The 24,994-nt window shown below is 69.3% G+C and carries 11 protein-coding genes; 4 read left to right on the forward strand and 7 right to left on the reverse strand.

Translation table 11 applies throughout. From position 1 onward, the window contains the following. Positions 1–86: 86 nt before the first annotated feature. The 3 genes from MOQ72_RS27575 to MOQ72_RS27585 all read right to left on the reverse strand — a co-directional run bounded on the left by MOQ72_RS27575 (position 87) and on the right by MOQ72_RS27585 (position 11,891). Positions 87–10,853 carry a WXG100-like domain-containing protein gene (locus tag MOQ72_RS27575; RefSeq protein WP_242188585.1) on the reverse strand — a complete coding sequence of 3,589 codons (10,767 nt, stop codon included), beginning with the start codon at positions 10,851–10,853 and terminating at the stop codon, positions 87–89. 116 nt (positions 10,854–10,969) lie between these two features. After that, on the reverse strand, positions 10,970–11,302 hold the full coding sequence (locus tag MOQ72_RS27580) for a hypothetical protein (RefSeq protein ID WP_242188586.1): 333 nt from the start codon (positions 11,300–11,302) through the stop codon (positions 10,970–10,972). Between the two features lie 160 nt (positions 11,303–11,462). Next, positions 11,463–11,891 carry a YbaB/EbfC family nucleoid-associated protein gene (locus MOQ72_RS27585; protein ID WP_242188587.1) on the reverse strand — a complete coding sequence of 143 codons (429 nt, stop codon included), beginning with the start codon at positions 11,889–11,891 and terminating at the stop codon, positions 11,463–11,465. Positions 11,892–11,963: 72 nt separating this feature from the next. Here MOQ72_RS27585 and MOQ72_RS27590 point away from each other — a divergent pair, with 72 nt between their 5' ends. Further along, on the forward strand, positions 11,964–13,256 hold the full coding sequence (locus tag MOQ72_RS27590) for a S8 family serine peptidase (protein ID WP_242188588.1): 1,293 nt from the start codon (positions 11,964–11,966) through the stop codon (positions 13,254–13,256). Positions 13,257–13,408: 152 nt separating this feature from the next. Here the strand turns inward: MOQ72_RS27590 and MOQ72_RS27595 are convergent, their stop codons facing one another. The 4 genes from MOQ72_RS27595 to eccD form a co-directional block, all read right to left on the reverse strand. Then, positions 13,409–13,699: a WXG100 family type VII secretion target gene (locus tag MOQ72_RS27595; protein WP_242188589.1), complete on the reverse strand. Its 291-nt coding sequence runs from the start codon at positions 13,697–13,699 to the stop codon at positions 13,409–13,411. 169 nt (positions 13,700–13,868) lie between these two features. Continuing rightward, a complete protein-coding gene (locus tag MOQ72_RS27600; RefSeq protein ID WP_242188590.1) occupies positions 13,869–14,210 on the reverse strand; it encodes a WXG100 family type VII secretion target in 342 nt (113 codons plus the stop codon). Between the two features lie 134 nt (positions 14,211–14,344). After that, the gene (eccB, locus tag MOQ72_RS27605; RefSeq protein ID WP_242188591.1) at positions 14,345–15,775 is read right to left on the reverse strand and encodes a type VII secretion protein EccB; all 1,431 of its coding nucleotides are present in this window, start codon (positions 15,773–15,775) and stop codon (positions 14,345–14,347) included. Positions 15,776–16,079: 304 nt separating this feature from the next. Next, the gene (gene eccD, locus MOQ72_RS27610; protein ID WP_242188592.1) at positions 16,080–17,483 is read right to left on the reverse strand and encodes a type VII secretion integral membrane protein EccD; all 1,404 of its coding nucleotides are present in this window, start codon (positions 17,481–17,483) and stop codon (positions 16,080–16,082) included. A 118-nt stretch (positions 17,484–17,601) separates the two neighbouring features. Here eccD and eccCa point away from each other — a divergent pair, with 118 nt between their 5' ends. From eccCa to MOQ72_RS27625, 3 genes are all read left to right on the forward strand, one after another. Continuing rightward, positions 17,602–21,567: a type VII secretion protein EccCa gene (gene eccCa / locus MOQ72_RS27615; protein ID WP_242188593.1), complete on the forward strand. Its 3,966-nt coding sequence runs from the start codon at positions 17,602–17,604 to the stop codon at positions 21,565–21,567. A gap of 215 nt (positions 21,568–21,782) precedes the next feature. Continuing rightward, on the forward strand, positions 21,783–22,772 hold the full coding sequence (locus tag MOQ72_RS27620) for a hypothetical protein (protein WP_242188594.1): 990 nt from the start codon (positions 21,783–21,785) through the stop codon (positions 22,770–22,772). 6 nt (positions 22,773–22,778) lie between these two features. Continuing rightward, the gene (locus MOQ72_RS27625) at positions 22,779–24,803 is read left to right on the forward strand and encodes a hypothetical protein (RefSeq protein ID WP_242188595.1); all 2,025 of its coding nucleotides are present in this window, start codon (positions 22,779–22,781) and stop codon (positions 24,801–24,803) included. Positions 24,804–24,994: the final 191 nt, after the last annotated feature.

Here is a 24,994-nt window from a genome sequence, read left to right on the forward strand (position 1 = left end):
GTTCCTCTCGAAGCTGGCGGCCAGTTTCGAAGATTTTTCAGCCAGGTGACTCGCGTCAGCCTCGGGGCGCTCAACAGTTCTCATGATCACCTAGGATTGTCTGATCTTCTCGGGCCCAATACTGTTCGATGGCTCTCGGGCAGGAGGTCGAACTCGGTCGCCTCGTACCCGATCACCGTAGCACCGTCTTCGGTGACGACGATGGCCCTGACGCCGATGTAGCGCACCCGCGGGAGATCTCGCGGATCGGTGATGTCGAGGTCGTAGGCGTCCTCAATCCGATCCGCGAGTTCTTCCTGGTCGCCCGCCCGCATCTTCGCCAAGATGGTTCGCAGGTAATCGGGGTGGCCTTGCTGAACGCGGACGTCGCCGTCGATGTCCCAACTGGCCTCGTAATCGGCGCGCGGACCCTTGGCCTCCGTGATGAGGAATTCGTCCTCGACCGGCTCGCGAATCTGGTCGAATTCCCCGGACGCGCTGCGCCGCCCGACGTTTTCGGCATCCGCGCTGCCGGAATCGGGTTCGCCGGTCGTCGACGCGATTGGTTCGACATCCGCGTCTGCGCCCCAGTTCGCCCTGATGAAATCCCCGCTGAACTCGGCCGCCACGGCCTCGCCGGTTTCCTCACCGAGCTTGGTGCGAATCGTCGCGTAGTACTTCTTGTTGTCGACCAGTTCGGGGTCCACGTACTGCTCGACTTCCTTCGACTTCGCCTCTTCGGGGAGGCCATGCGCCCGCTTGACCTCGGCGGCGGCGTCCGAATACGCGTCGTACGCGCGGACGGCGTCTTTGCCGATGTTCTCGCGGTTGTCGATTTCCAGTTGGCGTTGGTCGTTTTCGCGTCGGTGGCTTTCCATGTTCCGGCGGACGTTGTTCCGAATCCGTTCCTGAGCGTCAGCCGAAAACGGATTCGACTCAACGCTCTTCGGGACGTACGGTTCCGGCGGGGCGACATCGCTGGGCAGTATCGGATTGCCGTGCTTGTCCGATGTGACGCGCAGGCGTTTTTCGCCGAACTGGTCGTAGTTCTTGTTCGAGTACTTCCACACGAACTCCCTTCGCCCGTACTGGTTCGTCCGCTCGTAGTAGTGCGTGCGCAGGTAATCACCGTCGGCCAATTTTTCGCGCGGCGACATGCCGGATACGTCACCCCGGACATCACGCCAGTCCTGCTTCGGACCAGTCTCCTCGTGCTGGGACGGGCCTGCCCCTTGGGCGTCGCCCGGCGTCCCCAACTCGTTCACCGCGGTTTCCAACTGGTGCAACGCTTTTCGCAGCAGCGCGCTAGTGACCAGGTCGCGGACAGCCTGCTCCGGCCAGCCTCTGGGCAGCTCGATCATCACCGGTTCCGCCTGCTGCCAGCTGTTGTCGACCCAGCGCATGCTCGGGATGCGCAGCGTGGCCTCGGCTGCTTCGCCGGGTTGGACCTGAACGCGCAGTGCCAGGCCGTTCTCCCAGCGCAGTTCCCAAGTTCCGTCCTCCTGGCGCTGCGCGGACTCGACCGGTGCGCGTGCGAAGAATCGCTCGGCGGAAGCGAGCACGTCCACGTCGGAGGCGGCTTCGTGCTCGGCGACGACCTTCGCGGAGCCCAACGTCACCGGCTCGGATCGGCCCGGCTGCTGCGCCGTCGCACCCGGCGACACAGGATCTCCTTGCGGGGCAACGACTTGCGCCGAGGACGACCCGGAATCTCCTGATGGTCCGGTGGGACCCGGCGGGTTGGGTGCCGGTGGCGCGGATGGGCCGAAGTGCTCGGCGATCCGGTTGAGGGCTTGCAGGACCTGGTTGGCGACGTCGCCCCGGTGCACCGGGACTTCCACCACGACCGGATCGGCTGCTCGGGGCAGTCCGTCCGCCCCGATTCGGGTTGCCGGTAACCGGATCTCGACTTCATCGGACGCCGTCGCGCCGAAGTGGACCTCGGCCATCGCGCCGTTGGTGAACGCCACCACGGTGCGCGGATCGTTCCGGGTTCCGATGTCCACCTGCACGCCGCGCACGCCGACCTGCGCGAGTTCATCGCTCCCGAGGCCAGCCACGACCTCCCGGAGTCCAGCCAGATCCGGCCGCGTGGCGGGCACCTCGAACCGCTCGGCACGAGGTTGGCGGCTCGGGCCGTGCGCCTCTTCGGCCTGGTAGGTCGCGAACCGCCCGAACAGGTCGGCTTGTTCCAACTCCGGCCGGTGGTCGCGCAGCGCGGCGCGGAAGTTGCCCTCCAACGACCGCGCGTTGCCGGGCGCCGCCGAGGGCTCGGGCCGTTCCATCGAGGTGGTGGCGCGGTGCAGCTGGTCCACGCTGGTGTACTCGACCGACCGGGCGGGCTGGTGCACGCGGTGCCATGCCTTGCGGACGTTCTGGATCACCGGCCCGGACGCCGCCAGGGCAGCGCCGAACGCGGCGCCGGAGGGACCCAGCGGAGTGCCCGCCGTCAGCTGCATCACCCCGATGCCACCGAGCGAGGCGTTGGCCACGTACGAAGCCTGCGGGCCGAGCTTCGAACCCACCCGGCCCTGCTTCGTCTCGATGGTCCAGCCGATCTTGGTCAGGTAGGCGGTGGCCGCGGTCAACGTGGTCGCCGCGACCGCGCCGAAGACGTTGCCCGTCGCCAACTGCTGGCCGAGCAGCACCAGGTTCGCCCCGGTCAGGCCGCCCCAGCCGACGATGTTCTGCAGGAAGCGCAGCTTCGGGTGCAGGCCGACGTCCCACTGCTTCCAGATGCCCGGCAGGGTCGCCGCCAGGAACGGCGCGGCCACCACGGTGTAGGCGATGCCGGTGGCGAGCGTCCAGCCGGTGCCGGTGCTGGCCTGCGCCAGGCTGGACGCCAGGTTGACCAGCCAGGTGACCGGCGTGCCGATGGCGACGGCCCGCTCCAGCCGCTTCGAGGCCGCCCCACCGGTGCCGCCGTACACGTCGCGGTTGAGGTAGTCGGTCAGCCGCGAGAACAGCATGACCGCGACCTGCACCCGGTCTTCCATGGTTTCGCCGCTGGCGGTGTTCAGCGGCGTGGAGATGACCGCCTGGTAGTCGGTCAGGAATTCGTTGATCCGGCGCTGGAACTGCACGTTCGCGTTGTCCAGGATCTCCTTGAAGACCTCCCGGCCCGCCCGGCCGAGCGGATTGATGTTGTCCGGCAGGTACTTCTGGATCAGCCGACCCAGCGTCTCGACCGCGTCCGGGTCCAGCCTGCCGCGTTCCACCAGCGATTCGGTGAGGGCGCGGATCTTCTGCGAATGCAGCAGTTTGGCGTTGCCCAGCATGCTGCGGGTGACGAACGCGACGCTGCCCGCCAGCGCGAGCGATCCGGCGAGTACCGGAGAAGCCGTCAGGCCCACCGCCGTGGCGCCCGCGACGCCGAGCGCCGCTCCGGTCATGCCCACCAGGTTCCGGCGGCGCACCCGCTTCTGGACCTGGGCCAGTTCCCGGTCCCGGTCCTGCTGGCCGCGCTCGGTTTCCTCGACGGTGTCACGCACCAGGCCGACGAGATCGTCCTGACCGGCATCCCTGGTGTACATCGTGGCGACGATCGCTTCCAGGGTCAGCGGGTTGGTGGTGAGGCCGTCCGCTTCGGCCGCGACCCGCAGGTCCCGCGTGGTCCGCTCGGCGTGCTGCCGTTCCTGCTCCGCCAGCTGGTGGTTGCGGATGATGTCCTTGGCCAGGCCCGTGGCGGCCAGCCGTTCGCGCTTGGCGTGGTCGGAATCGACCACGTTGGTCGCGGCGATCAGGGACCGCATCTGCTGGTTGTTGCGCCAGTCGCCCGGCCCGACGGCGGTTTCCGGGTTCGGCACGAAGCCCTCGGCCAACAGCTGGTCGGCGCGCTGCCGGATCTGCTGGACGCGTTCCGCGGAGAACTCCGCGAAGAACCCCTCCCAAGCCGCGCGGTGCGCGGAGAAGTACTCGTCGACGAAGTGCTGCTTGCCCGCCTGGATCGAGCCGTCCACCAGCCGGTCGAAGTTGTCGCGGGTGATTTTGCGGGCCAGGTCCTCGCCTCGGTCGGCGCTGAGCTCCCGGAGGATCGGCTCAAGCTCGTTGTAGGGCCGCGTGTAGTGCGCGCCCGGCTGCGGGTTGATGGTGTCGGAACCGTAGAGCAGCCGATCGCCGTGCACCCGCACCAGCTCGACGAACTCCTGCCGGACCGCGTCGTCGCGCAGGTACTGGCCGAGCGGGCTCCAGGAGAAGTCGAAGTTCAGCCCCGGCACCAAGTCCAGCGCCCGGCGAACGAACTGGAGGTGCTGCACGGTCAGCGAGGTCCAGTTGCCGACCCCGAGGTGCGCCCAGACCAGCCGGTTCGTCGCCAGGTCGGGATTTTCTGCCAGCAGCGCCAACATCGGCACCAGGCCGCGCTCGTCCGGCGGGCCGGAGACCATCAGCCCGTTGGTGTTCAGCCGGGCCAGCCCGTTGTCGGAGTGCAGCAGCTGCATGGTGCCCAGCACCTGGTGGGCGCGCATCTTCTCCAGCAGGTACGGGTTGAACTTGCTCGGCGCGGTGCTGTTCAGGCTCTCCGCGGCGATCGACCTCCCGGCCGCGCGCAGCAGGTTCTTCAGCTCCACGACGTTGCCGACGAGGGTGTCGAAGAACTCCAACTGCTGCTCGGCTTGCGCTGCCGCCTGGTAGGGGCTGCCGTCCGCCGGGAACAGCCTGGCGAGTTCCGGACCGAGCCGCGCGCGTTCGAGTTCGCCGTCCTGCAACGCCTGCTTGACGGCCTTCGCCGCCTCGATGAGCTGGCCGAGGTGGGCGACCCACGCCGGGTTGTAGATGGTGTTGGTCTCCCGCCCGAGCAGCCGGTCCACGAGTTCCTTGCGCCCGGTCTCCTCGCCGTTGACGTAGGCGCCGTGCACCATCACCGAGCCGAGCTGGCTGCCCATCGAGCCGGGGATGTCCCAGCGGGTGCCGACGGAGCCGACGACGGCCCGTTCCTTGAGGTGGTCGGGCAGTTGGTCGTGCAGGTCGTACATCCAGGCGTCGACGTACTTGCCCTGCAGTTCCAGGAAGCCGGTGGTGCCTTCCAACAGGCCCATCCGCAGCACCGACAGGGTGCCGTAGTAGAAGGTGCCGCTGCCCGCCGCGAGGCCGAAGCCGCGTTCCCGGATACCGGAGATCAGCACTCGACCTTCGGCGCCTCGATTTTCCAGGTCTTGCAACAACCTCGCCGGGTTGACGTAGCGCTCCAGGGCGTAGCCGAGCAGGTGCAGGTGGATGTCGCTGGCGTAGCGGAAGCCCACGCGCGGCTTGCCGATCATCCCGGCGGTGTCCTCGGAGACGCCCAGCGCGCGCAGTTCGTCGACCAGGTTCGGGCTGGTCGGTTGCAGACCTTCGAAAGCGGTGCGGTTCGCCCGCGCCGCCGGAGCCAGCGATTCGCGGGCGGTCATCCGGCCCCAGGTCCGGGACATGAACCGGTCGATCTGGAGCAGCTTGTCCACCAGCGCGACCCGATGGGCGGCTGGCTGTTCGGCGCGGCCCGGACTGGTGACCTGCCCGGTGATCAGGGCGATCTCGGCTTGCGCGAGCCTGGTGCGGTTGCCGATCTCCTGGTGCGTCAAACCGGCATCGCTGGCCTTCTTGACGATCTCGCGCAGCTCCGTCACGTACCTGGCGTGCTCCTGGAGCCGTCGTTGCTCGGCGCGGCGCAACCCCTCGACGGCCTCATCCAGCCGCCCTTCCAGCTCCTTGACGGCACGGGCGGCCTGGTTCAGGGCTTGCACCGCGCTCTGCGGCCCGCGAGGCGCGGCTTGGAGCTGTCCGGATGCGATGAAGCGCACCGGCATGCGCAGCACGTGCGCGACGTTGCCGGGCCGCTGCGCGGCGAGTTCTCGGGCCAGCGCTGTCCGTTGCTCGGCGTACTCCTGCCGCAGGCTCTGCACGTACTGCCACTGAACGCGATACCCGGATTCGGCTTGCCGTCGCAGGGGTTCGTAGACGCGGACGACCTCGTGCAGGTCCCATCGCACGCCGACCATGCCGCGGATGCCCCGCTTGACGTCGCCGGGCAGGTCGTTCGGGTCGAGTGCCGGGGCTTCCGGTACAACGGCCGCCGCGAGTTCCGCTTCGGAGTCGGCGCGCAGCAGGTCCCGGTCGGCGTCGGCTTTCAGGAGGTCCAGCACCGGATCGGCGATGCGGGCCGCCTTGCGTTCGGACAGGCCGCTGTCCAGCGCGCGCTCGCGGGCTTCGGTGATCTCGGTCTGCGCGGTTTCGGCGACGTTGGCCAGCCGCTGTTCGGCCCGCTCGACCGCGGCTGCCGAGCGGGCCTTGTGCGCCAGCAGCTTCTCGTAGTGCTGGGCGGCCATCGCGAGTACTTCGGTGGCGGGTGCTCGCAGGATTTCCGGTGGCAGGCTCGCCGGTTTGGGGACGAAGTCGGCTTCCACCGGGGCATCGGTGCCGCGCGTCAGGCCCGGTTCGAGGATCTTCGCGCGGACCTCGCCCCTGGGCAGTTCCAGCGCCTCCGCCAGGACGTCGACCAGGGAGTCGGTGTTCGGGTCCAGCCCGGCGAACTCCACGACCCGGACGGCCAGCCACTTGACCCAGTTCGACCGGTCCGCGATCTTGCCCGCCAGGTCGGCGTCCACGGCACGGGCGGTGGCCAACTGTTGCCTGGCCCGGTGCACCGGTTGGTGGGAACTGCCCACGTCAGACTGGAAGGCGCGCGCAGCGGGAGACCGCGGCTCGGCCGGGAGCAGGCCGAACGCCCGGCGGCGGGGCGTGTTGTCCGCACTGCTATCGGGGGTATCAGGAGTCGCCGCGACAGCAGTGGTCTGCGGTGTCACGAGCTCCGCCACTCCGGCGGGTCGGCGTGCTCCGGCGAGGATTTCTTCGCGGTGGCGGGCGAGTTCGGGCTGCGGCGACTGGACGAGCTCTTGATCGATGCGGGCCGCGTGGCGGCGGGCGACCGAGGCTTCCGGCGTCTCCAGCCGCAGCACCACCGCGTTTCCGTTGCGCGGATCCCGCCAGGTGGTGACCAGGCCCGGATCGCCGGTCTGCCAGCCATCGGCGGTGCCGTCGCGCTCGAAACCCGAGTCGGTGAGTGCGCGCAGCAGGTCTTGCGCGTCGTCCGCGAACGTCTCCGTGTCCGGCATGCGCACCGAGTAACGCGCGTGCGCGTCGGTCGGCGCGAGTGGATCTAGCAGCAGCTTCACGCCGGGTACGGCGTTGACGATGGCCGCGTGCATCGGCTGGGTCGTCGCGTCGAGGGTGATGCCCAACGACCGGTCCGCGATCTCGCCAAGTCCTGCGGTCAGGTCGTGCACCTCGGCGAGCGCCCGCCGCATCGTCGTGTCGGTCAGCAGCTTCTGCTGGCTCTCGCTGTCCGGAGTTTTGCCGGAGATCGTGACCTGCACCGGACTGACCTGCACCAACTGCCCGTCCCGGACGGCGAGTTCCGGGGGTGTGACCCGGTAGCGCCCGGCGGGCAGTTCGGCGTCGACCTGGAACGCGGCGTGCACGGTGGAGGTCGGGTAGTGCAGCCGCACCGCGTTGCCGTCCACCGCCGCCGCCAGCGGTGCTCGGCTGCCGGGCTCGCCCGCCGCGCTGGTCAGGCGGTCGAGGAACTTCCTGGCGTGCTGGCGAACCTCGTCGGTGTGCGCGGCCGTCTCCCCGGTGACCGGGAGTTCGCCTTCGACCGGCGACAGTGCGCGGGCCTGCTGGAGCGTGGCCGCGCTGAACAGCTGGTGCGGCCGGTCGGCTCGGCCCGGCACGCCGTGCTGCATCTCGCGCAGCCCGGCTTCGACCAGGTCGAACATCTGATCAGCGGTCGCCGCAGCGGAGACGCGCAGCTCACCCATGTCCACTTGGCGCAAGGCCGTGCCGTCGTTGCGCCAGGCCGGGGTGCGCACGTGGATCTGGCCGGGTCGGAGCTCCGGGTCGACGGTGACGTGCATCGCCACGTCGGTGCCGGATTCCGCGTAGTGCACCAGCAGCGGGCCGTCCAGCGGGCCCGTCAGCGCGACCGCGTCCGAGTCCTCGGACGGCGTCCGCGGAAAGGACCGGCGACGGGCGATCTCGTCGCGGAGGAACTGCTCGGCCTGGTCCGGGGCCGTCACGACGTTCGGCGTCACCTGCACGGTGCGGGCGAGCGCCTGCCAAACATCGCCTTCCCCCGTTGCCTCGCCCCGAACGTCAGCACGGCCGTGCGACGCGTCGAACCCGCTGGCCGAGACCACGGGAGTGGTGGCGAGCAGGTGCGCCACCGATTCGAGCAGCCGGTTCGCGCCGATGTCCAGCGCCTCGGTCACATTCGCGGTCGTGGTGGTGGAGATCAGGATGTCGGCGGGCGCGGTTTGGACGTATCCGCGCGAAGTCAACTCGAACTGCCCCGGCCGCACCTCGAAAGTTCCCGCGGGCAGGCCGTGGTCCAACTGCAGCCGTGCTTGCACGACCGCGCCGTCTGGCGCGGTCAGCGCGACGACTCCGCTGTCCGGGTCGAAGACGGCGTGGCCAGCCCGCACCAACTCGGCGAGCTGGTTGGTCGCGCCCTGCCGCGCGATTTCCGGTGATTGGACGGGGTCGAGCAGTTCTTCCGGGGTTTCGAAGCGGACCGGTTGGGCCTGCGGGGCCGGGCCGACGTCCCGCAGGCCGGACTGCGCCGCAGGGGTTCCAGCGCTCGAATCCGTGGCAGCTTCGGAGCTGGCCTGGTCAGCGCCGAGGTTGGCTACCTCGGCGCTGCTCGCTTCCGACTCGTCGGATTGGTCGCTCGACTGGTCCGAGTTCGGCTCGGAATCCGCACTATTCCCCGCTTCGGTCTGCTGGCCCGCAGCGGAGTCGTCCTCCTGCGAATCGGTATCAGCGGTGTCCGCTTCGGGTTGTCCGCCGTTGTCAGATCCGGGATCCGTTCGCTGACCGTCCGTTGTGGACTGTTCTGGACCGCTCGCCGTACCGCTTTCCGACCGCTCGCTGCCGGTCGTCCCCGACTCGGAAGCAGCGGAACCGGCTTCCCCGGTTTCGGTGGTTCCGCTCTCCAGGCTGTCATCCTCGGAGCGGCCGGTCTCCGACGCATCGTCGGCCGGTCCGCCGGTCGACGGATCGCTGGAGTCGTTATCGGCATTTCCGCCGGTCCCGCCCTCGGCGCCGTCGTCATCCGCTCCGGAGCTCGACGCGTCCGACCCGCTACCCGAACCACCTGAGCCGCCGCCCGATCCGGTTCCGCCACCGGAACCCGCGGCTGCATCGCCCGGCCGCGCCGCCGAACCACCCTGCCCCGCGTTGGAGCCAGACCCCGACGCCCCACCGGAACCGCCAGTTGCACCAGCCGAAGTCGCGGGAGCACTGCTGGTCGGAGCACCGGCGGAGCCCTGCAAAGTCGGTGCGGTCGTGTTCGGCGGGTCCGCGACGAAGTTGGACATGTGCGGGGTTTGGCCCGCCGCACCGGTCAGCTCCATCAGGTTGATCGACTCGCCGACCTCGGCGAAGCTGCGTTCGCCGATGCGCTGCTCCCACAGCCCGCCCATCGCGCCGCCCAACGCGGCCTGCCCGACCCCTTCCCAGGTGAGCCCTTCCGATCCGTAGAGGCGGGTGGGTTTGGCCGCGAGCCCCGCGAGCTGTTCGGGGTTCGTCACCGCGGTCGCGCCGACGACCGCGGCCACACCGCCGACCGCGCCGGTCGTGACGTAGCCGGTGAACTTGCTGGCCAGGCCCAGTGGCGCACCGCCGAGGCTGGCGCCGACGAACGCCCCGGCGGTGGACTGCGCGCTGTAGTGGTACCGACCGTCGGTCTCCGCCATGGTCTTGAACTGCGCGTACAGGTCGGAGCCGATGCCGAACTTCAGCGCGCTGGACAAGCCGTAGCCGACCATCCGCTGCCGCAGGACGTTGCCGGTGGTCAGCTCACGGGTGCCGAGCCGGGTGGTCAATTGCCGGTCGACCGCACGGCGGACCGCGTTGTTCACCAACGCCTGCCGCTGCGCGCTCAGCACAGGTGCGGCTCCTAGCGCGGCTCGCCCGGAAAGTCGCTCGGCGAGCTGCCGTTCAACGGCCTGCCGCAATGCGCGGTCGCGCATGATCTCCCGCGCGGCTTGGCGCCCGGCCTGCCCGGTGGCGGCGGTGCGCGCGGCGTTCAACGCCATGTCGCGGATGATCCGGTCGGACTGCTGGCGCGCTGCCGACCGCGCCAACTGATTGCTCAACCCGCGACCGATCGTGGTCCCACCCAGCCGACTCGCCGCAGTCCTGGCAGCGCCGCCAGCGGCGGTTTGCCCCAACCTGCCCAGGGTTCGGCTGGTGAGCTGCGCGGCGACGGTTCCGGCCCGCACGCCCAACCGGCGCAGGGTCTGCTGGATGAAGATGACGCCGACCTTCTGCAACGCGAAGGTGATCGCTCGCCGGGTCGCGGCTTGGGCAACCGCGACCGCTGGCGGAATCCCCAACAGTGAAGCACCCCAGCTGAACGCGGCGGCTATCAACGCCCGCACGACCTCGAAGCACAGCAACAACAAGCTCGCCTGGAAGGCGTTCTTCGTCAGCACGACGGCGTTGTTGAACTGGTAGGCGCCCTGTGCGTAAGAACCCGCAGTGGACACGTAGGCGTTGGTCGCCTGCATCAACTGCATGACGGCCAACTGCATGTTCGCCGCCGCCACACCGCCGTTCCAGACAGCGTCGAGCTGCGCGGCAGCAGCGGCAGCGTCCTTGGCGAAAGCAGCCGCCTGTTCGGCTTCTCGGACCCAAGCCGCGGCGAGTTCCGCCGACTTGGCCTCGTCCGCCTCCGGATAGTCGCCGACCAGCAGGCGGATGACCGAACTCAGCCGCGGGATCGGGATCGGCGCCATCAACCAGGTCCGCAACCACTCGTTGATCTCGTCGATGTACTTGTCGGCTTCCTCCCCGAAATCCACCACGCCCTGCGCGAAGTCGTCGAGGACACCACCCACCTGGAACCTCCGCTGCAGCTGAAATAGTGCGCGAGTTGGCTTGCTTCGCTCGTGAGTGGTAACGGTCGCTCTGACGACCGCTACCACTCACGACCGGTGCGGCGCCTCAGCTGTGCTCATGCTTGGACGTTGCGGTGTTGGTTCTCGAAGAACTCGTCGACGTCGCCGTAGGCTGCGATTGCTGACTTGGCGTTCGTCGCTATCGTGTTCAGCTGCTCGCCGAGGTGCTCCCGGTTTTCGAAGACTTCCTCGTAGCCGAGGAAAGGCTGCTTTCCCTGTTGGCCCAACTTGTCGTTGCCGAAGGTCAGCGGATCGTTCATCAGCTGATCGACGGTACTTTTCCCATTCGCGGTCTGATCCTGGAACGACGCACCAACTGCGCCGACCCGACTGGCCATTCCGGACACCGCCGCCGGGCCACCGAGAATTTTCAGCGAATCCTCGCTCATTACAGTTCCGCCTCTCCGCGATTCACTGTCCCGCCTCTCCGCGATTCACAGTGGTGGTGGCGTCCAGCACGAATCTCCCGTCGCGTAGTTTCTTGTGGCTGGCTTGCGTCACGTTCCCCTGAGGTGCGGTTGAGGAGGACTGGAGTTGACACAGGACTACTCATGACTGCTCCTTCCGTTCCGCGTAGCGCTCGGCGTCACTGCGCATCAAATCCGACAGGTGGTCATCGGCGCCGATCTGATCCGGCTGGTATTCGGCGCGGATCTCGGCCAGTTCCGGCGGCATCCGCTCGTTCATGATCCGCTGGACCGATTCGGTCACCTGGGTCACCGCATCCCTGCTGGCCTGCAGGATCATCGCGGACAGCGCCGCCGCGTTGGGTTGCCGGAAGACTCGGGGGTCGATTTCCAGATCGACGAGTTGACCGCGTGGACCGACGACCACCTTCACCATTCGGTCCGGTGAGAAAGCCACCCCGGTCTGGTCCATCATCCGCCGCTGCGTTTCCGGTATCGATCTGGTCGCCTCCTTGAGTTGATCCAGCAACTCGCGGAAAACCGGATTCACCGACATCGGCTCGTAGTCCATCGGTCCACTCCCGAAAATCGTCGCACCGAAACCATGGACAACGCGCGCACCCATTCCGCTAACATCCCCGGCGTGTACGCGAAACGCAGCCTGCGAATGCTGCTCGCCGCTGCTGTTGGCAGTCTCGGCATCCTGGTGATCAATCCGCCCGTCGCCCACGCGCAGCAGTGCGTTCCGGCCGGTGCGCCGACCAGCCCGGTGCCGTTCGCACTGCAGATGCTCGCCCCGGAGCGGCTTTGGCCGATGACCTCCGGGTCCAAGCAACGCGTCGCGGTGGTCAGCACCGGGGTGTCGGGAAACCCGTTGCTGGGCAACCGGATCGCGGCCAGCGTCGACCTCAGCCCGCCCAGCCGGACGACACTCGTCAGCGGCCGACCCGACTGCCTCGGGCTGGGCACCGCGGTCGCCGGGATCATCGCCGCGCAGCAGTCCGATCAGATCGGATTCCACGGCATGGCGCCGAACACCCAGCTGCTCTCCGCGAAGGTGGTGGCGGACTCGTACCCGAACAACGCGCAACCGCGCGACTCCGTCGCTCCGGACACGTTGGCTGCGGGCATCAACTGGGCACTCGACCAACGAGCCACGGTAATCACCGTAGCTGCGGTGTCCTATCAGGACAGTGGCGCGCTGCGGCAGGCAGTGCAACGGGCCTTGGCCAGCAACGTCGTCGTGGTCGCCGCAGCAGGCCACGCCGAACGCAACGATCCGCCCGGCATCATCCCGTTTCCCGCGTCCTACGAGGGAGTTCTGTCGGTCGGGATGATCGGGCCGGACGGCATGATCGCGGCCGACACGCACGCGCCGCGCATCGACCTGGTCGCACCCGGTGCCGATGTCACGGTCAGCTACCCGGACAACGGCGTCGGCTCCGCGTCCGGTACCGAGCTCGCCGCCGGATACGTCGCCGGAACCGTCGCGCTGCTGCGGGACTACCGGCCGCAACTGTCCGGCGCGGAGGTCGTGCAGCGCTTGCTGGCGACCGCGACCCCGGCCCCGGAAGGCGTGGACAGCGGTCGGTACGGCCACGGCATCGTCAACCCGTACCAAGCGGCGGTGGCGAACCTGGTCGACGGCCACCCGATCGCCTTGCCGCCGGCCGACCCGAACCTGCCCACCGCCGAGGAAATCGCCAGGGAAGCCGCCTGGCAGCGCAGCAACTCGCTCGCGTATGCGCTGGCCGGTGCGGGGATCGCGGCGGCCGCGGTGATGACCGCGGTGGTGGTGTTCGGCCCGCGCGGTCGGCGTCGGCGGTGGCGAACCGGTCTCGCCGAAGTTCCGGCGGATCGACCCGAGGACGAACTGCCCGCACCGCCGGTCGAGCTCTTCGGCGACCGGCCGAAGAGCTCCAATTCCGTTGACTGACAGCATGTTCGAGATTCACCACCCCGGTTGGTCCAGCAGTCGTGCGAAAGAGCCGGTCCCGGCGCTACTTCCGGTCCCGGCTCCGAGCCGCCAGATCCGCTGCTAGCCAGCTTCGCCCAGCACGGTCGGTGTCGGGCGGAGCTGGCTGCACATCAGGCGTTGAACAGGTTGGACGCTCGCACGTCGGTGGCCATCATGTCGTCGCTTGCCTGCGTGGTGAGCTGACCGGTGCGCGCCTGGGCGTCGCCGAGCGCGTTGGCCTGGGCGTCCCACTTGGCCTCCGCCTGGTCGAATGCTTGGGCCGCGGCACCGTGCCAGTCCTCGGCGAGGATCGCCTTGGCCCTGGTCTTGAGGTCGTCGAACAACGACTTCATCTGACCCGCGGCGTTGACCGTGCTGCTGCCGGTGTCGCTGATCGCCCCGAACCCGTACTGGATCGTCATCTGCTGTGACCTTCCTTCGCAAACCCGCTTCGAACGCTCGACTTTTCGTTTTTGAAGCGGCGAAGCCGCTTGGCCCACCCACGCAACCGGCACCGCCGCGGGTTCTCAGAGGTGTCCTGCGGGGACACCCCGTACCGCAAAGCAAAAGAGTTATGGACGGGTACTCCCGTCACAGGCGGCCGAAGTTGCCCATTCCGCCACCGTCGACGGCGGCGAGCAGGTTCTGGTAGTCGGCGTCCTGCTGGCCGACCATCTGCGTGGTGCCCGACACGCCCTGGGCCAGATCAACGAGGATCTGCGACAGGTTCTGCCAGATGGACTCGAATTCCTGCTGCTTGCCGACTGCGGCGTTCGACGCCCCGCCCTGCCACGCGGCACCGGCGATCGACATGTAGTCACCGACGATCTGGCGCATCAGCGTGCTGGCGTTCTCGTGCGTGTCGCCGATGGCGATCTGCAGCTGGTTGGTCTGTTCCGGTGTGAGCTTGAGATCTCCGGCCAACTCCGTCACCCCTCATCGGTGGGCAGTGGTTTACTCCGGCAGGCTATGCGGATGCGCTGCCAGATGGCGGGCAGTGGCAAAACCCTGCCACCATCCACAATTCGCAGCTCACACGCCCAGAAGTCGGGTTTTGTGCGGGAGAACTACGGGAGCGCTGTCGTGGTCCGCAGGGCGGCGGCCGGATCAAGCGTCGGACCAGCCGGAATCCGCTGCACCAGCGCGGCGGGCATCGGCACCGCGTCGGCCGGGGTGTAGCCGAGGGTCTGCAGCACGGCCTCGGACGGGACCGGGAACCGCAACCCCAGGTCAGTGACGATGTTGTAGGCACCGGCCGGATCGGTCGCGGATGCCTTGGCGCGCACGACGACCACCCCGCCGGAGGGCACCAGCACGCGGTCGGCGAGCCGCGCACCCTCCGCGGTCTCCGCACTGGTCTCGATGCCCGCGTCGAGCACCGTCGTGTCACCGCCCAGCGAAACCTGCGGCGCGGCAGCCGCATCGACCGTGCGCGCGCACAGCGTGGCCCGCCGTTCGGCGGGCACCGGGGCGAGTTCCGGCACGTCAGCGGGCTTCGCCGATTCACCGCTGGGCGAGGCCAGTGCATTGCTGATCGGGACCGAGTTCGCCACCGCCGGAGTGATCTGCACCGGTTCCACCGGGTACTGGCCGCGCAGCGTGCGCACCTGGAGTTCGGTCAGCGGGGCCAATCCGTCTGGGCGCACCAGGTAGTACTGCTCGCGTTGGCCGATCGGGTGGTGGACGAGGTCGCCGACATTGCGGCCACTGAGCACAGTGGACGGTGTGCCGTAACCCTCGACGGTGATCGGCGCGATGTCCTGCCCGGCCGGGAGACCGTTCAGCCAACCGGTTCCGGCATCCAGCACCACGGCCTGCGGCCCGAACACCGACCGGATCACCTGCTCCGGTTGGACCGAGCTGTCCGCCGAACCGACGATCCGGTACCGGTGGTCCCGCCAGATCAGGTAGGTCAGGTGGTCGGTGACGTCGCGGACCAGCACCGCCCGCTGGCCCAGCGGACTTCCGCCCGCCAGCGAGCCGCTTACGAACAACGTGGTGGTGTCGATCGGGCCGCCCGCCGAGTTCGTGCCGGGTACCGTGCACATCGTCCACGGGCCGTTGAGCGCGAACTTGCGGTCCGGCAACGAATCCGGCGCACCGAGAATGCCGACGGTCGGCCTGCGCGGGATGCCCGCGAGGCTCTTGGTCGCGACCCGGTGCACCTTCGTGTCGGTCTTCCCGGCGATCAGCCGGGCCGAGGCGAAGTTCAGCGTGGGCTGCAGCACGCCCTCCCGGTAGACGAAGCTGGCACCGGTTTCGCGTTCGATGATGACCGATCCGTCCGCCTGCCACGCCGTGCCGCCGACCCCGGTGAACACGCCGTACACGCCGAACCCGGCCGCCACCAGCACGGCGATCATCACGCCCGCGAACACGGCGCCGACCCCGCGGCGCAGCGGGCTCTGCTCCGGGTCGGTCTCGCGCACCACCAGGGCGGAAACCACCCGCTGCATCATGAACTGGTACGCCTGGAGCTGGTCTCGACGATTAGCCACGGTTCAGCCCTGTCCTCGGGATCGGATACGTGCTCACCAAGTACTCGCGCGGCAGTTCAAAGAGCTCCACGCAACTCGACGTCAGGCAAGCGGCGAAGCCGCTTCTTCTTTCCCCACTATCGCAACTTGCACCGCCGCGGGTTCTCAGCGGTGCCATGCGGGGACACCCCGCACCCTGAGCTATCTCGGCAGGACAGCCTCGACGTGGTGTATTGGACATACATGATGTCGGGGATCCCGGACCGAGAAGGCTTCTGAGGTTCCGCCACCCGCACCGCCACGCAAGAAGACCACACGTGCAGGCTTACCCGATGGATGCCATCAGGCCCTGGACGTAGGCGAAGAAACCGGTGATGTAGGCGGCGTAGGGGATCAGCGCCAGGATAGCCACGACGTCGGTCCAGTCGGCGATGCGGCCGAGGTACGGCGACGGGTTCTTCCGGGTGTAGACGACACCCGCCGCCGCGATCAGCAGTGCGATCAGGCCCAGCGCCAGCAGCGAAAGCGCCAGGGCGAGGATGGTTTCGAACCCGGCGATCAGCTGCCCGGCGAACCCGGCCGCGGTCAGCAACCCGCCCACCAACAGCGGGATCCGCTGCCTGGGCACCACGAACAGCCGGGACCGCAGCAGCAGCGCCAGCGAACCCAGCACCAGGATGGTCAACCTCGCGGCACCACCGTTGGCGATCAGCGGCGGGGCGCAGCACACCGCGACGACCGCCAAGCCCAGCAGCAGTCCCGTCAGGACCTCGTCTGCGCGGCGGGCGGCGTCGAACACCGTGGACGTCGGTGCGGTGGGCTTGTCGTCGGTGAGCAGGTCCGCCGCGCGCTGCGGGAGTTCCGGCAGCGGCAACCGGCCGAGCCGGATCGCCAGCAGCGGATATCCGGGCAGCAGCGCGATTCCCACGGTCAACACCACCGCCGCTGCCGGGTCCGCGCCGAGCCAACCACCCAACCCGGCGCCCAACGTGCCCAGCAGTCCGATGCTGATCGCCGCGACGAACACCCGCGATTCGGCCGCCACCCCGACGTAACCGGCGATCCCGAACACCAGCAACGCGATGGTGCCGACCAGCAGTTGCGGGCTGGCGAACGCCAGCAGGCCCACGTGCGCGGGCGCGGTGATCAGCAAGCCACCCAAGAACGCGTACGGCAGACCGCATCCCGCGAACAGCGCACCACCGCGCGCATCCGGCACCGCCCGCGCGACGACGATGCCCAACGCCGTCAGAACTACCGCCGCGGCAAGCATGATCAGGCCCGGCGCCAGCCACGGGCCGCGGAACAGCAACGTGATCAGAGTGCCGCTGAGCAGCACCGAACCGCCGACCACCAGACCGCATCGCCGGGTCGCCGCGCGTCCCCAGCCGCGCCCGTTGCGCCGCGCTCCGCTGGCGATCGTCTCGACCAGGTCGTCGTACTCGATCTCCGGCCATTCCGACTGGCCGGGGACCAGGTGGAGCACTTCGCCGTCCCGGATTTCCTGAGCGCCAAGGGTTTGCCGCGGGTCCAAGCGTTGCCCGGTGGGGCGGCGCAACGCCCAACCGCCGTGCCGTTCTCCGGCGTCGGCCGCATCGTCCCCGGCGTGACGCAGAATGTAGGGCAACAGCTCGGCAACTGTGACATCCTCTGGCAGCGCGACATCGATCCCGCGCTTCGGTGTGGATATCGTTACTTTCGCCAGCGTGGTGCCCATTGTGGACGTCATAGCACTCCTCTGGAGAAGTGACGGTGGAATTGGCCCAGCAGCCTAGCAATGCGGAACGCGGCAGTGGGATGGTTGAAACAAGTCCTTTTGCCGCAGGCGGCTTTCGGAGGTCTCGGTCTTGGGAACCATCATCGTCAAGCGACCGCTGCGGCGGCCCGCGCCCGACTTGCCCTCCGGCGAGCTGATACTCGACCCGCCACCGGAGAACCCGCCACCGCCCGGCCGCAACTGGACCCGAGTGCTGATGGTGCTGCCCATGATGGCCGGGATGGCGGGCATGGCGCTGCTGATCGGCGCGGGCCGCTCCGGTCCGCTGATGTACGTCGCGGGCGGGCTCTACGGCGCCGCGATCCTCGGCATGATCGGTTTCCAGGTGATGAGCCAGGTCGGCCAGGGCGCCAGCAAGCAGGAGATGATCGCCGAGCGCCGCAGGTACATGCGGCGGTTGAGCCAGTTGCGGGCCCAGGTGCGCGCCACCGTCGAGAGCCAGCGCAACGCGATGTTCTACCGGCACCCCAACCCGGACCAGCTCTGGTCCACCGCGCACAGCGCCCGGCTGTGGGAGCGCCGCCCGAACGACTGGGACTACACGGTGGTCCGGATCGGCCTGGGACCGCAGGAACTCGCCACCCGCCTGGTGCCTCCGGAGACCCGGCCGATCGACGAGCTCGAACCGCTGTGCGCGATGGCGCTGCGGAAGTTCGTCACCACGTATTCGGCGGTGCCGGATCTACCGGTCGCGGTGGCGCTGCGCGGGTTCTCCCAGATCTACGTCACGGGTGATCGCGAAGCCAAGCGCGCCTTCGCCCGCGCCGTGGTCGCACAGCTCGGCACCTTCCACGCCCCCGGCAACGTGCTGACCGCGTTCTGCATCCACCCCGACGACCGGGACGTGTGGGACTGGGCGAAGTGGTTGCCGCAGGCCCTGCATCCCACCAAGTTCGACGCGGTCGGGCAGATCCGGCTGGTGGCGCCCAGCATCACCGCGTTGGAGGCGATGCTGGACGACGTGCTGGCCAACCGGCCGAGGTTCAACCCCGGCTCGATGCCGATGGAAGGCGCCGCGCACCTGGTGGTCTTCCTCGACGGCGGGGACACCGCCAGCTCGGAACACCTGATGATCGAAGGCGGCGTCGAAGGTGTCACGCTGATCAACCTCGCCGGGACACCGCCGCGCGTGCTCGACGCCACCACACTGGTCCTCGACATCGACGCCAGCGGCAAGCTGACCAGCCGCACCATGGACGGTTCCGGGGACATCGGCCGCGCCGACGCGTTCGACGTCGAAGGCATGCGCGGCCTGGTCCGCTCCCTGGCACCGATGCGGCTGGCCACGCTCACCACCGCGGAGCAACCACTGACCGGCTCGCTGGAGCTGACCGACCTGCTGGGGCTCGGCGACCCGTACGAGTTCGAAGCGAAGAAGAACTGGACGACCCGCTCCAACCGGGACAAGCTGCGGGTGCCGATCGGCATCACCGCCGACGGCCGCCCGATGGAGCTGGACCTCAAGGAATCCGCCCAGGACGGCATGGGCCCGCACGGACTGCTGGTGGGCGCCACCGGTTCCGGCAAGTCCGAACTGCTGCGCACCCTGGTGCTGGCGCTCGCGGTCACCCACGACTCGGCGGTCCTCAACTTCGTGCTGGTCGACTTCAAGGGTGGTGCGACGTTCACCAAGCTCGACCGGCTGCCGCACACCAGCGCGGTGATCACCAACCTGGCCGACGAACTGCACCTGGTGGACCGGATGCTGGACGCGATCCAGGGCGAACTGGTGCGGCGGCAGGAACTGCTGCGCAAGGCCGGTGACTACGCCTCCCAGCGCGACTACGAGCGGGCCCGCACCGCCGGGGCCCCGCTGGAGCCGCTGCCCTCGCTGCTGGTCGTGGTCGACGAGTTCTCCGAACTGCTCACCGCCCGGCCGGACTTCATCGACATGTTCGTCCAGATCGGACGGGTTGGCCGCTCGCTGGGCGTGCACCTGCTATTGGCCTCCCAGCGCTTGGAGGAGGGCAAGCTGCGCGGCCTGGATTCGCACCTGTCCTACCGGATCGGCCTGCGCACCTTCTCCGCGATGGAAAGCCGGGTCGTGCTCGGCGCCCCCGACGCGTTCGAACTGCCGCGTTCGCCCGGCAACGGATTCCTGCGCTCCGGCACCGAAGAACTGCTCCGGTTCAAGGCGGCCTACGTCTCCGGTCTGCACCAGCGCGGTGTCGTCAAGCGCACCGACAACGAAGGCAGGCAGATCGACCCGGTGCAGGACTACTCCACCCGCTACCTGCGGCCGCGCACCACCGAGGAGGTGCTGGCCACCGCCGAGGAGACCGAGGGAGTCGGCGACACCCTGCTGGACGTGCTGGTGGACCGGCTGGAGGGCGAGGGCGAACCGGCCCACCAGGTCTGGCTGCCACCGCTGGCCGACCCGCCCACCCTGGACCAGCTGGTGGGGCCGCTGATCACCGATCCGCAGCGGGGCTTGACCACCGAGAAGCCGGAACTGCGCGGCAAGCTGCGCGCGGTCGCCGGGATCATCGACCGGCCCTTCGAGCAGCGCCGCGACCGGTGCGAGCTGGACCTGGCGGGGGCGGGCGGCAACGTCGTGGTCGTCGGCGGTCCGCACAGCGGCAAGAGCACCCTGATCCGCAGCATCATGGGCAGCCTGGCGCTCACCCACACCCCTAACGAAGTGCAGTTCATCTGCCTGGACTTCGGCGGCGGCGGGCTGACCGGGATGCGCGGGCTGGCGCACGTCGGCAGCGTCGCGACGCGGCGCGAGACCAACCAGGTGCGGCGCAGCATCGCCGAGGCGGTCGGACTGCTGGCCGAGCGCGAGGCCAGGTTCGCCGAGCACGGCATCGACGGCATGTCCACCTATCGGCGGCTGCTGCGCGAGGGTCGGTTCCCGGAGGACCGGTTCGGCGACCTCTTCCTGGTCGTGGACGGCTGGCTGACGTTGCGCGGCGAGTTCGAGAGCCTGGAGGGCGACGTCACGCAGTTGGTGAACCGGGGTCTGGCGTACGGCATCCACGTGATCGCCAGCTGCAACCGCTGGATGGACCTGCGGATGACGATGCGGGACGTCTTCGGCAGCCGAATCGAGTTGAAGCTCGGCGACGCGGTGGACTCGATGCTCGGCAGGCGCGAGGCGGCGAGCGTGCCCGACCAGTCACCGGGCCGCGGCCTGTCGTCGGACGCCGGGCAGTTCCTGGCGGCGGTGCCACGGGTCGACGACCAGTCCACCGACGAGAACCTCTCCGAAGGCATCCGGCACTTCGTCGAATCGGTCAACCAGGCGTGGCAGGGCCAGGCGGCGTCCGGGGTGCGGTTGCTGCCCGCCGAGCTGCCCTACTCGGCGCTGCCCGAGGCGGAGATCCGCTCCCCACGCGGTATCGCCGTGGGCATCTCGGAGGCGGACCTCCAGCCGGTGCACCTCAACTTCGAAGCCGAGCCGCACCTGATGGTCTTCGGCGACGTGGAGTCCGGCAAGAGCACCCTGCTGCGCGCGCTGGCCAGCAGCATCATGACCCGGTACACCCCGGAACAGGCGCAGATCGCGGTCATCGACTTCCGCCGCAGCCTACTGGGGCTGGTGCCCGACGAGTACCTGGTGGGCTACGCCAGCGCCGCTGGCAGCGTTCAGGAGATGGTCCGGCTGACTCTCCAGGCGATGCAGAAACGCCTGCCCGGCAACGACATCACGCCTGAGCAGCTGCGCAGCCGCAGCTGGTGGAGCGGTCCGGAGCTGTTCGTGCTGATCGACGACTACGACCTGGTCGCGCCCAACCCGCACGACAACCCGCTGGTGCGGCTGCTGGACTTCATGACGCAGGGCCGCGACATCGGCCTGCACCTGGTCCTGACCCGCCGCGTCGGCGGCGTGGCCCGAGCGATCTTCGACCCGGTGATCTCCCGCATCCGCGACCTGGCCTCACCAGGCGTCCTGCTCTCCGGCAACCCGGAAGAAGGCCCGGTCTTCGGCAAGCTCAAACCAGAACCACTCCCACCAGGCCGGGGCTGGCTCGTCACCCGAGCCCGAGGCAACGAACTAGTCCAATTCGCCCACCTCCCCCCGGAGCACTGAAAACGCGAGGTGACGGGCACCTTCACCGAGTAAAAGGGCGCGCGGATTGGAGCTCGCCTCGGAGTCGTGAGTGGTAAAGGTCGCCAGAACGACCACAACCACTCACGACGCGGGGCTTGGCCTACACCTGCCACCGGGGCTTGGGGTTGACATCGGGTAGTTAGCTTGGCGGTGGAGCGGTTTTCGGCCTGACCTGGCGCAGCGAAGGGGACAACATGGCACCTCCACCACCGGATCCTGGCGGCAGCGGACCGAGCTGGCCGACCAGCGGCAAGGAACTCAAGGCCGACCCCAGTTCGCTGCGCGGCTACGGCGAGAACGTCGCCACCATCGGCAAGAACCTGGAAAGCGACGCGATGGGCCCGGCCATGCTGGTCAACGGTGGCGGTGACGACATCAGCATCAGCACCGGCGGGTTCCCGGAGGGCACCCGAGCGCAGACGCTGGTCGGCCGCAACGGCCAGGAGATGATGATGTTCCTGCAGGCCGTCCGGCAGAACCACCTGGCCATCTCCTCGGCTGCGCACACCTGCGCCGACATGTACGAGGGGACCGACGGCTCCAACGCGGTCCGACTCGCTGGTGTGGAGTGGGCGTTCGCCCTGCCCGGCGCGCAGCGACCCGCCGAAGCTCCCGCCTACCTCAAGGAAACGCTGGCCGACGGGCTGAAGAACGCGGGCGGCCCTGGCCCGGTCGGCGCGGAGAAACTGGTGGAGACGAACCACTTCTCCGGCGGCGTGGCGTACAAGTACGAGGCGCCCGACGGCAGCGTCCGCACCGTGGTGCGGACCCCGGAGGGCATCACCGAAACCGGCTACAACAGCCAGGGCGCCCAGGTCTACACCACGACCGCGCAGCCCGGCGGCACGATGATCACCACTACCTACAACGAGAAGACCGGGAAGGTCGTCAACACCTCGACCCGCACTGTCACCAACGTGCCGCAGGGCGGCGGCACGGTGGACGAGGTGACCACCGTGACGAACCGGGACGCCGAGGGCCGGGAGACCAGGACCGAGGACCACAAGGTCACCACCCAGTACTCGGACGGCACGCACACCCGCCAGTACTACACCGAAGACGAGCAGGGCAACCGCTCCGGCGAGCGCTACATCGGGCGGCAACCCGAGCCGGTCACCCCGGAGGACTGGGCGGCGGAAGTCGAGCAGAACATGGCGCGGAACCGGCAGATGGTCGGGGGTTGATCGGCGATGACGCAACCAACACCGCCACCGGGCGACGACTACTTCGGCTACCCGTACCAAACGCTGGAGAACTACTCGGTAGGAGCCGGTCAGGGGCCGATGACCCCCGACGACCTCTACTTCACCGGCGAGACCCCGGACTCCGGGGACTACACGCCGAGTCCGGACACCGCGGCCAGCCGGGGCACCACGCTCAAGGAGGTCGAGCGGCAGATCATGGGCGAACAGCCCGGTACCACCGCCGAACGCGGTGACCAGTTCGCCAACGTCGCGGCGATGCTCGCGAACACGCAGAGCCAGCTGCAGTCGCAAACCCAGAAGTTGGCCGCGGAGTGGGAATCCCCGGCGGCCAAGGACGTTTTCATGAGCAAGGTCGGGGAAACGCTGGCGTACTTGAAGGTCTGGCAGAACGCCGCGAACCGCAACGCCAGCGCGCTGCACGGACTCGCCCAGGTGATGACCGAGGCGCAGGAGGACATGCGCGAACTCCTCCGGCAGTACGAAGCGGAGATGGGCGCCGCCGGTGATCGCACCGTCCCCGGCAACGAGCCGAACCCGGCCGAGGGTCTGCGGGCGGGTCGGGAGCAGGACGCGGTCGTGGAGAAGTACGACCGGCTCGCGCGTGAACTGGCTAGCCGGGTCGCGGGTGAGTACGTCCCGTACCTCGGCCAGCTGTCAGCGGGCCGTGCGATGCGGCTCGACCCGTTGAACGCGGTGTCGCACCCCGGCGCGTTCGGCATGCCGCTCCCGAACGTGGGTGCCCCACCCGGCGCACCCGGATCGGCTCCACCCAGCGGCGCACCCGACGCACCCACCGGATCAGCACCGCCGACCGGGGCACCCAACGCGCCCACCGGATCCGCACCACCCAGCAGCGCACCCGACGCGCCTACGGGGGCGGCTCCACCAACCGGGGCACCCGACGCACCCACCGGATCCGCGCCGCCCACCGGGGCACCCGGCGTTCCACCCGGCACGACGCCGCCCGGCGGGGCACCGCCACCCGGCCCGGCGCCGGTCCCACCAGGCGGCGTGCCCGCGCTCGTACCGCCCGTCGCGCCTGGCCGATTCGGCCTGCCGATCGGCCGGATCGGCGGCCCGGCACCGACTGGTCTTCCGGGCACGCCAACACCTTTCGGCCCACCTGGCACTGCGCTGGGCGGCGCGCCACCCAGCACGATCAGCAACACCATGAGCACGCCGGGCGTCGGTGCGCCGACGACACCGGGCAGCGCGCCACCGGGCACGTTGACGCCGCCACCACCCGGTGGCGCCCCGGCCCAGCCGCAGAAGCAGCAGGGCAGGATCCTCAACGCACGCAATCCCGGAAACCCGAACGGCACAGCGCTTCCGCCGGAAACCAGGGGCACCCGACCACCAACTGGGCAGGGCGCGGTACCGCCCGGAACCGGCGCGCCGGGCTCGCCGAACTCCCGAAACGGCGGCCAGTCCACTCGCGCCACGCTCAGCACGGAAATCCCCGAAGCGTTCCAGCCGCCGCCGACCTCGGGCCCATCGGTGCTCGGCAACGACCAGCGGCGCACCCGGCCGGGCAGCAGCGCGGAAGCCCCGACGTCGCCTTCGGCCAGCTCCGACGTGCCGCCGCCGGTGTTGAGCAACCCGCACCGGACCGGCCCGGCCAAGACGTTCACGGAACGCCGCGCCCAGCGCAGGCGCGACCGCGAGCAGACCCGGCAGCAGCAACCGGCCTCGGAGTTCGCGGCCGAGCTCCCGATCAGCATCGCACCCGTCCTGCAAGCCCGGACGACGCGGGAAATCGACGTGCCAGCTGAGCTGCGCGCCCAGGTACCTGTCGTGCTGCGCGCCGAACCGACCACGGCAGCCGACGAGCACGTGGCGCCCAAGGTCTCCGCCGACCGCACGTCGCGCCACGCCCAGCCGTCCCAACCAGCGCCGTTGGCGGAGCAAGCGGCGTGGGAAGTCGAAACGCCAGGCGGGCCGGTGGTCAGCGGCGAGGCCGAGTACCACTACCGCGCGGAACCGACCCCAACGCTCAACGGAAGGTCCTGATACCGGGCCGGGGGGGGGGGGGGGGGGGGGCGCCCCCGGGCCCCCCCCCCCCCCCCCCCGGGGGCCGGCGCGGGGGGGGGGGGGGGGGGGGGGGGGGGGGGGGGGGGGGGGGGCCGCGGGGGGGGGGGGGGGGGGGGGGGGGGGGGGGGGGGGGGGGGGGGGGGGGGGGGGGGGGGGGGGGGGGGGGGGGG

Origin of the sequence: Saccharopolyspora soli, from assembly GCF_022678645.1 — a bacterium.
Classification (GTDB): domain Bacteria; phylum Actinomycetota; class Actinomycetes; order Mycobacteriales; family Pseudonocardiaceae; genus Saccharopolyspora; species Saccharopolyspora soli.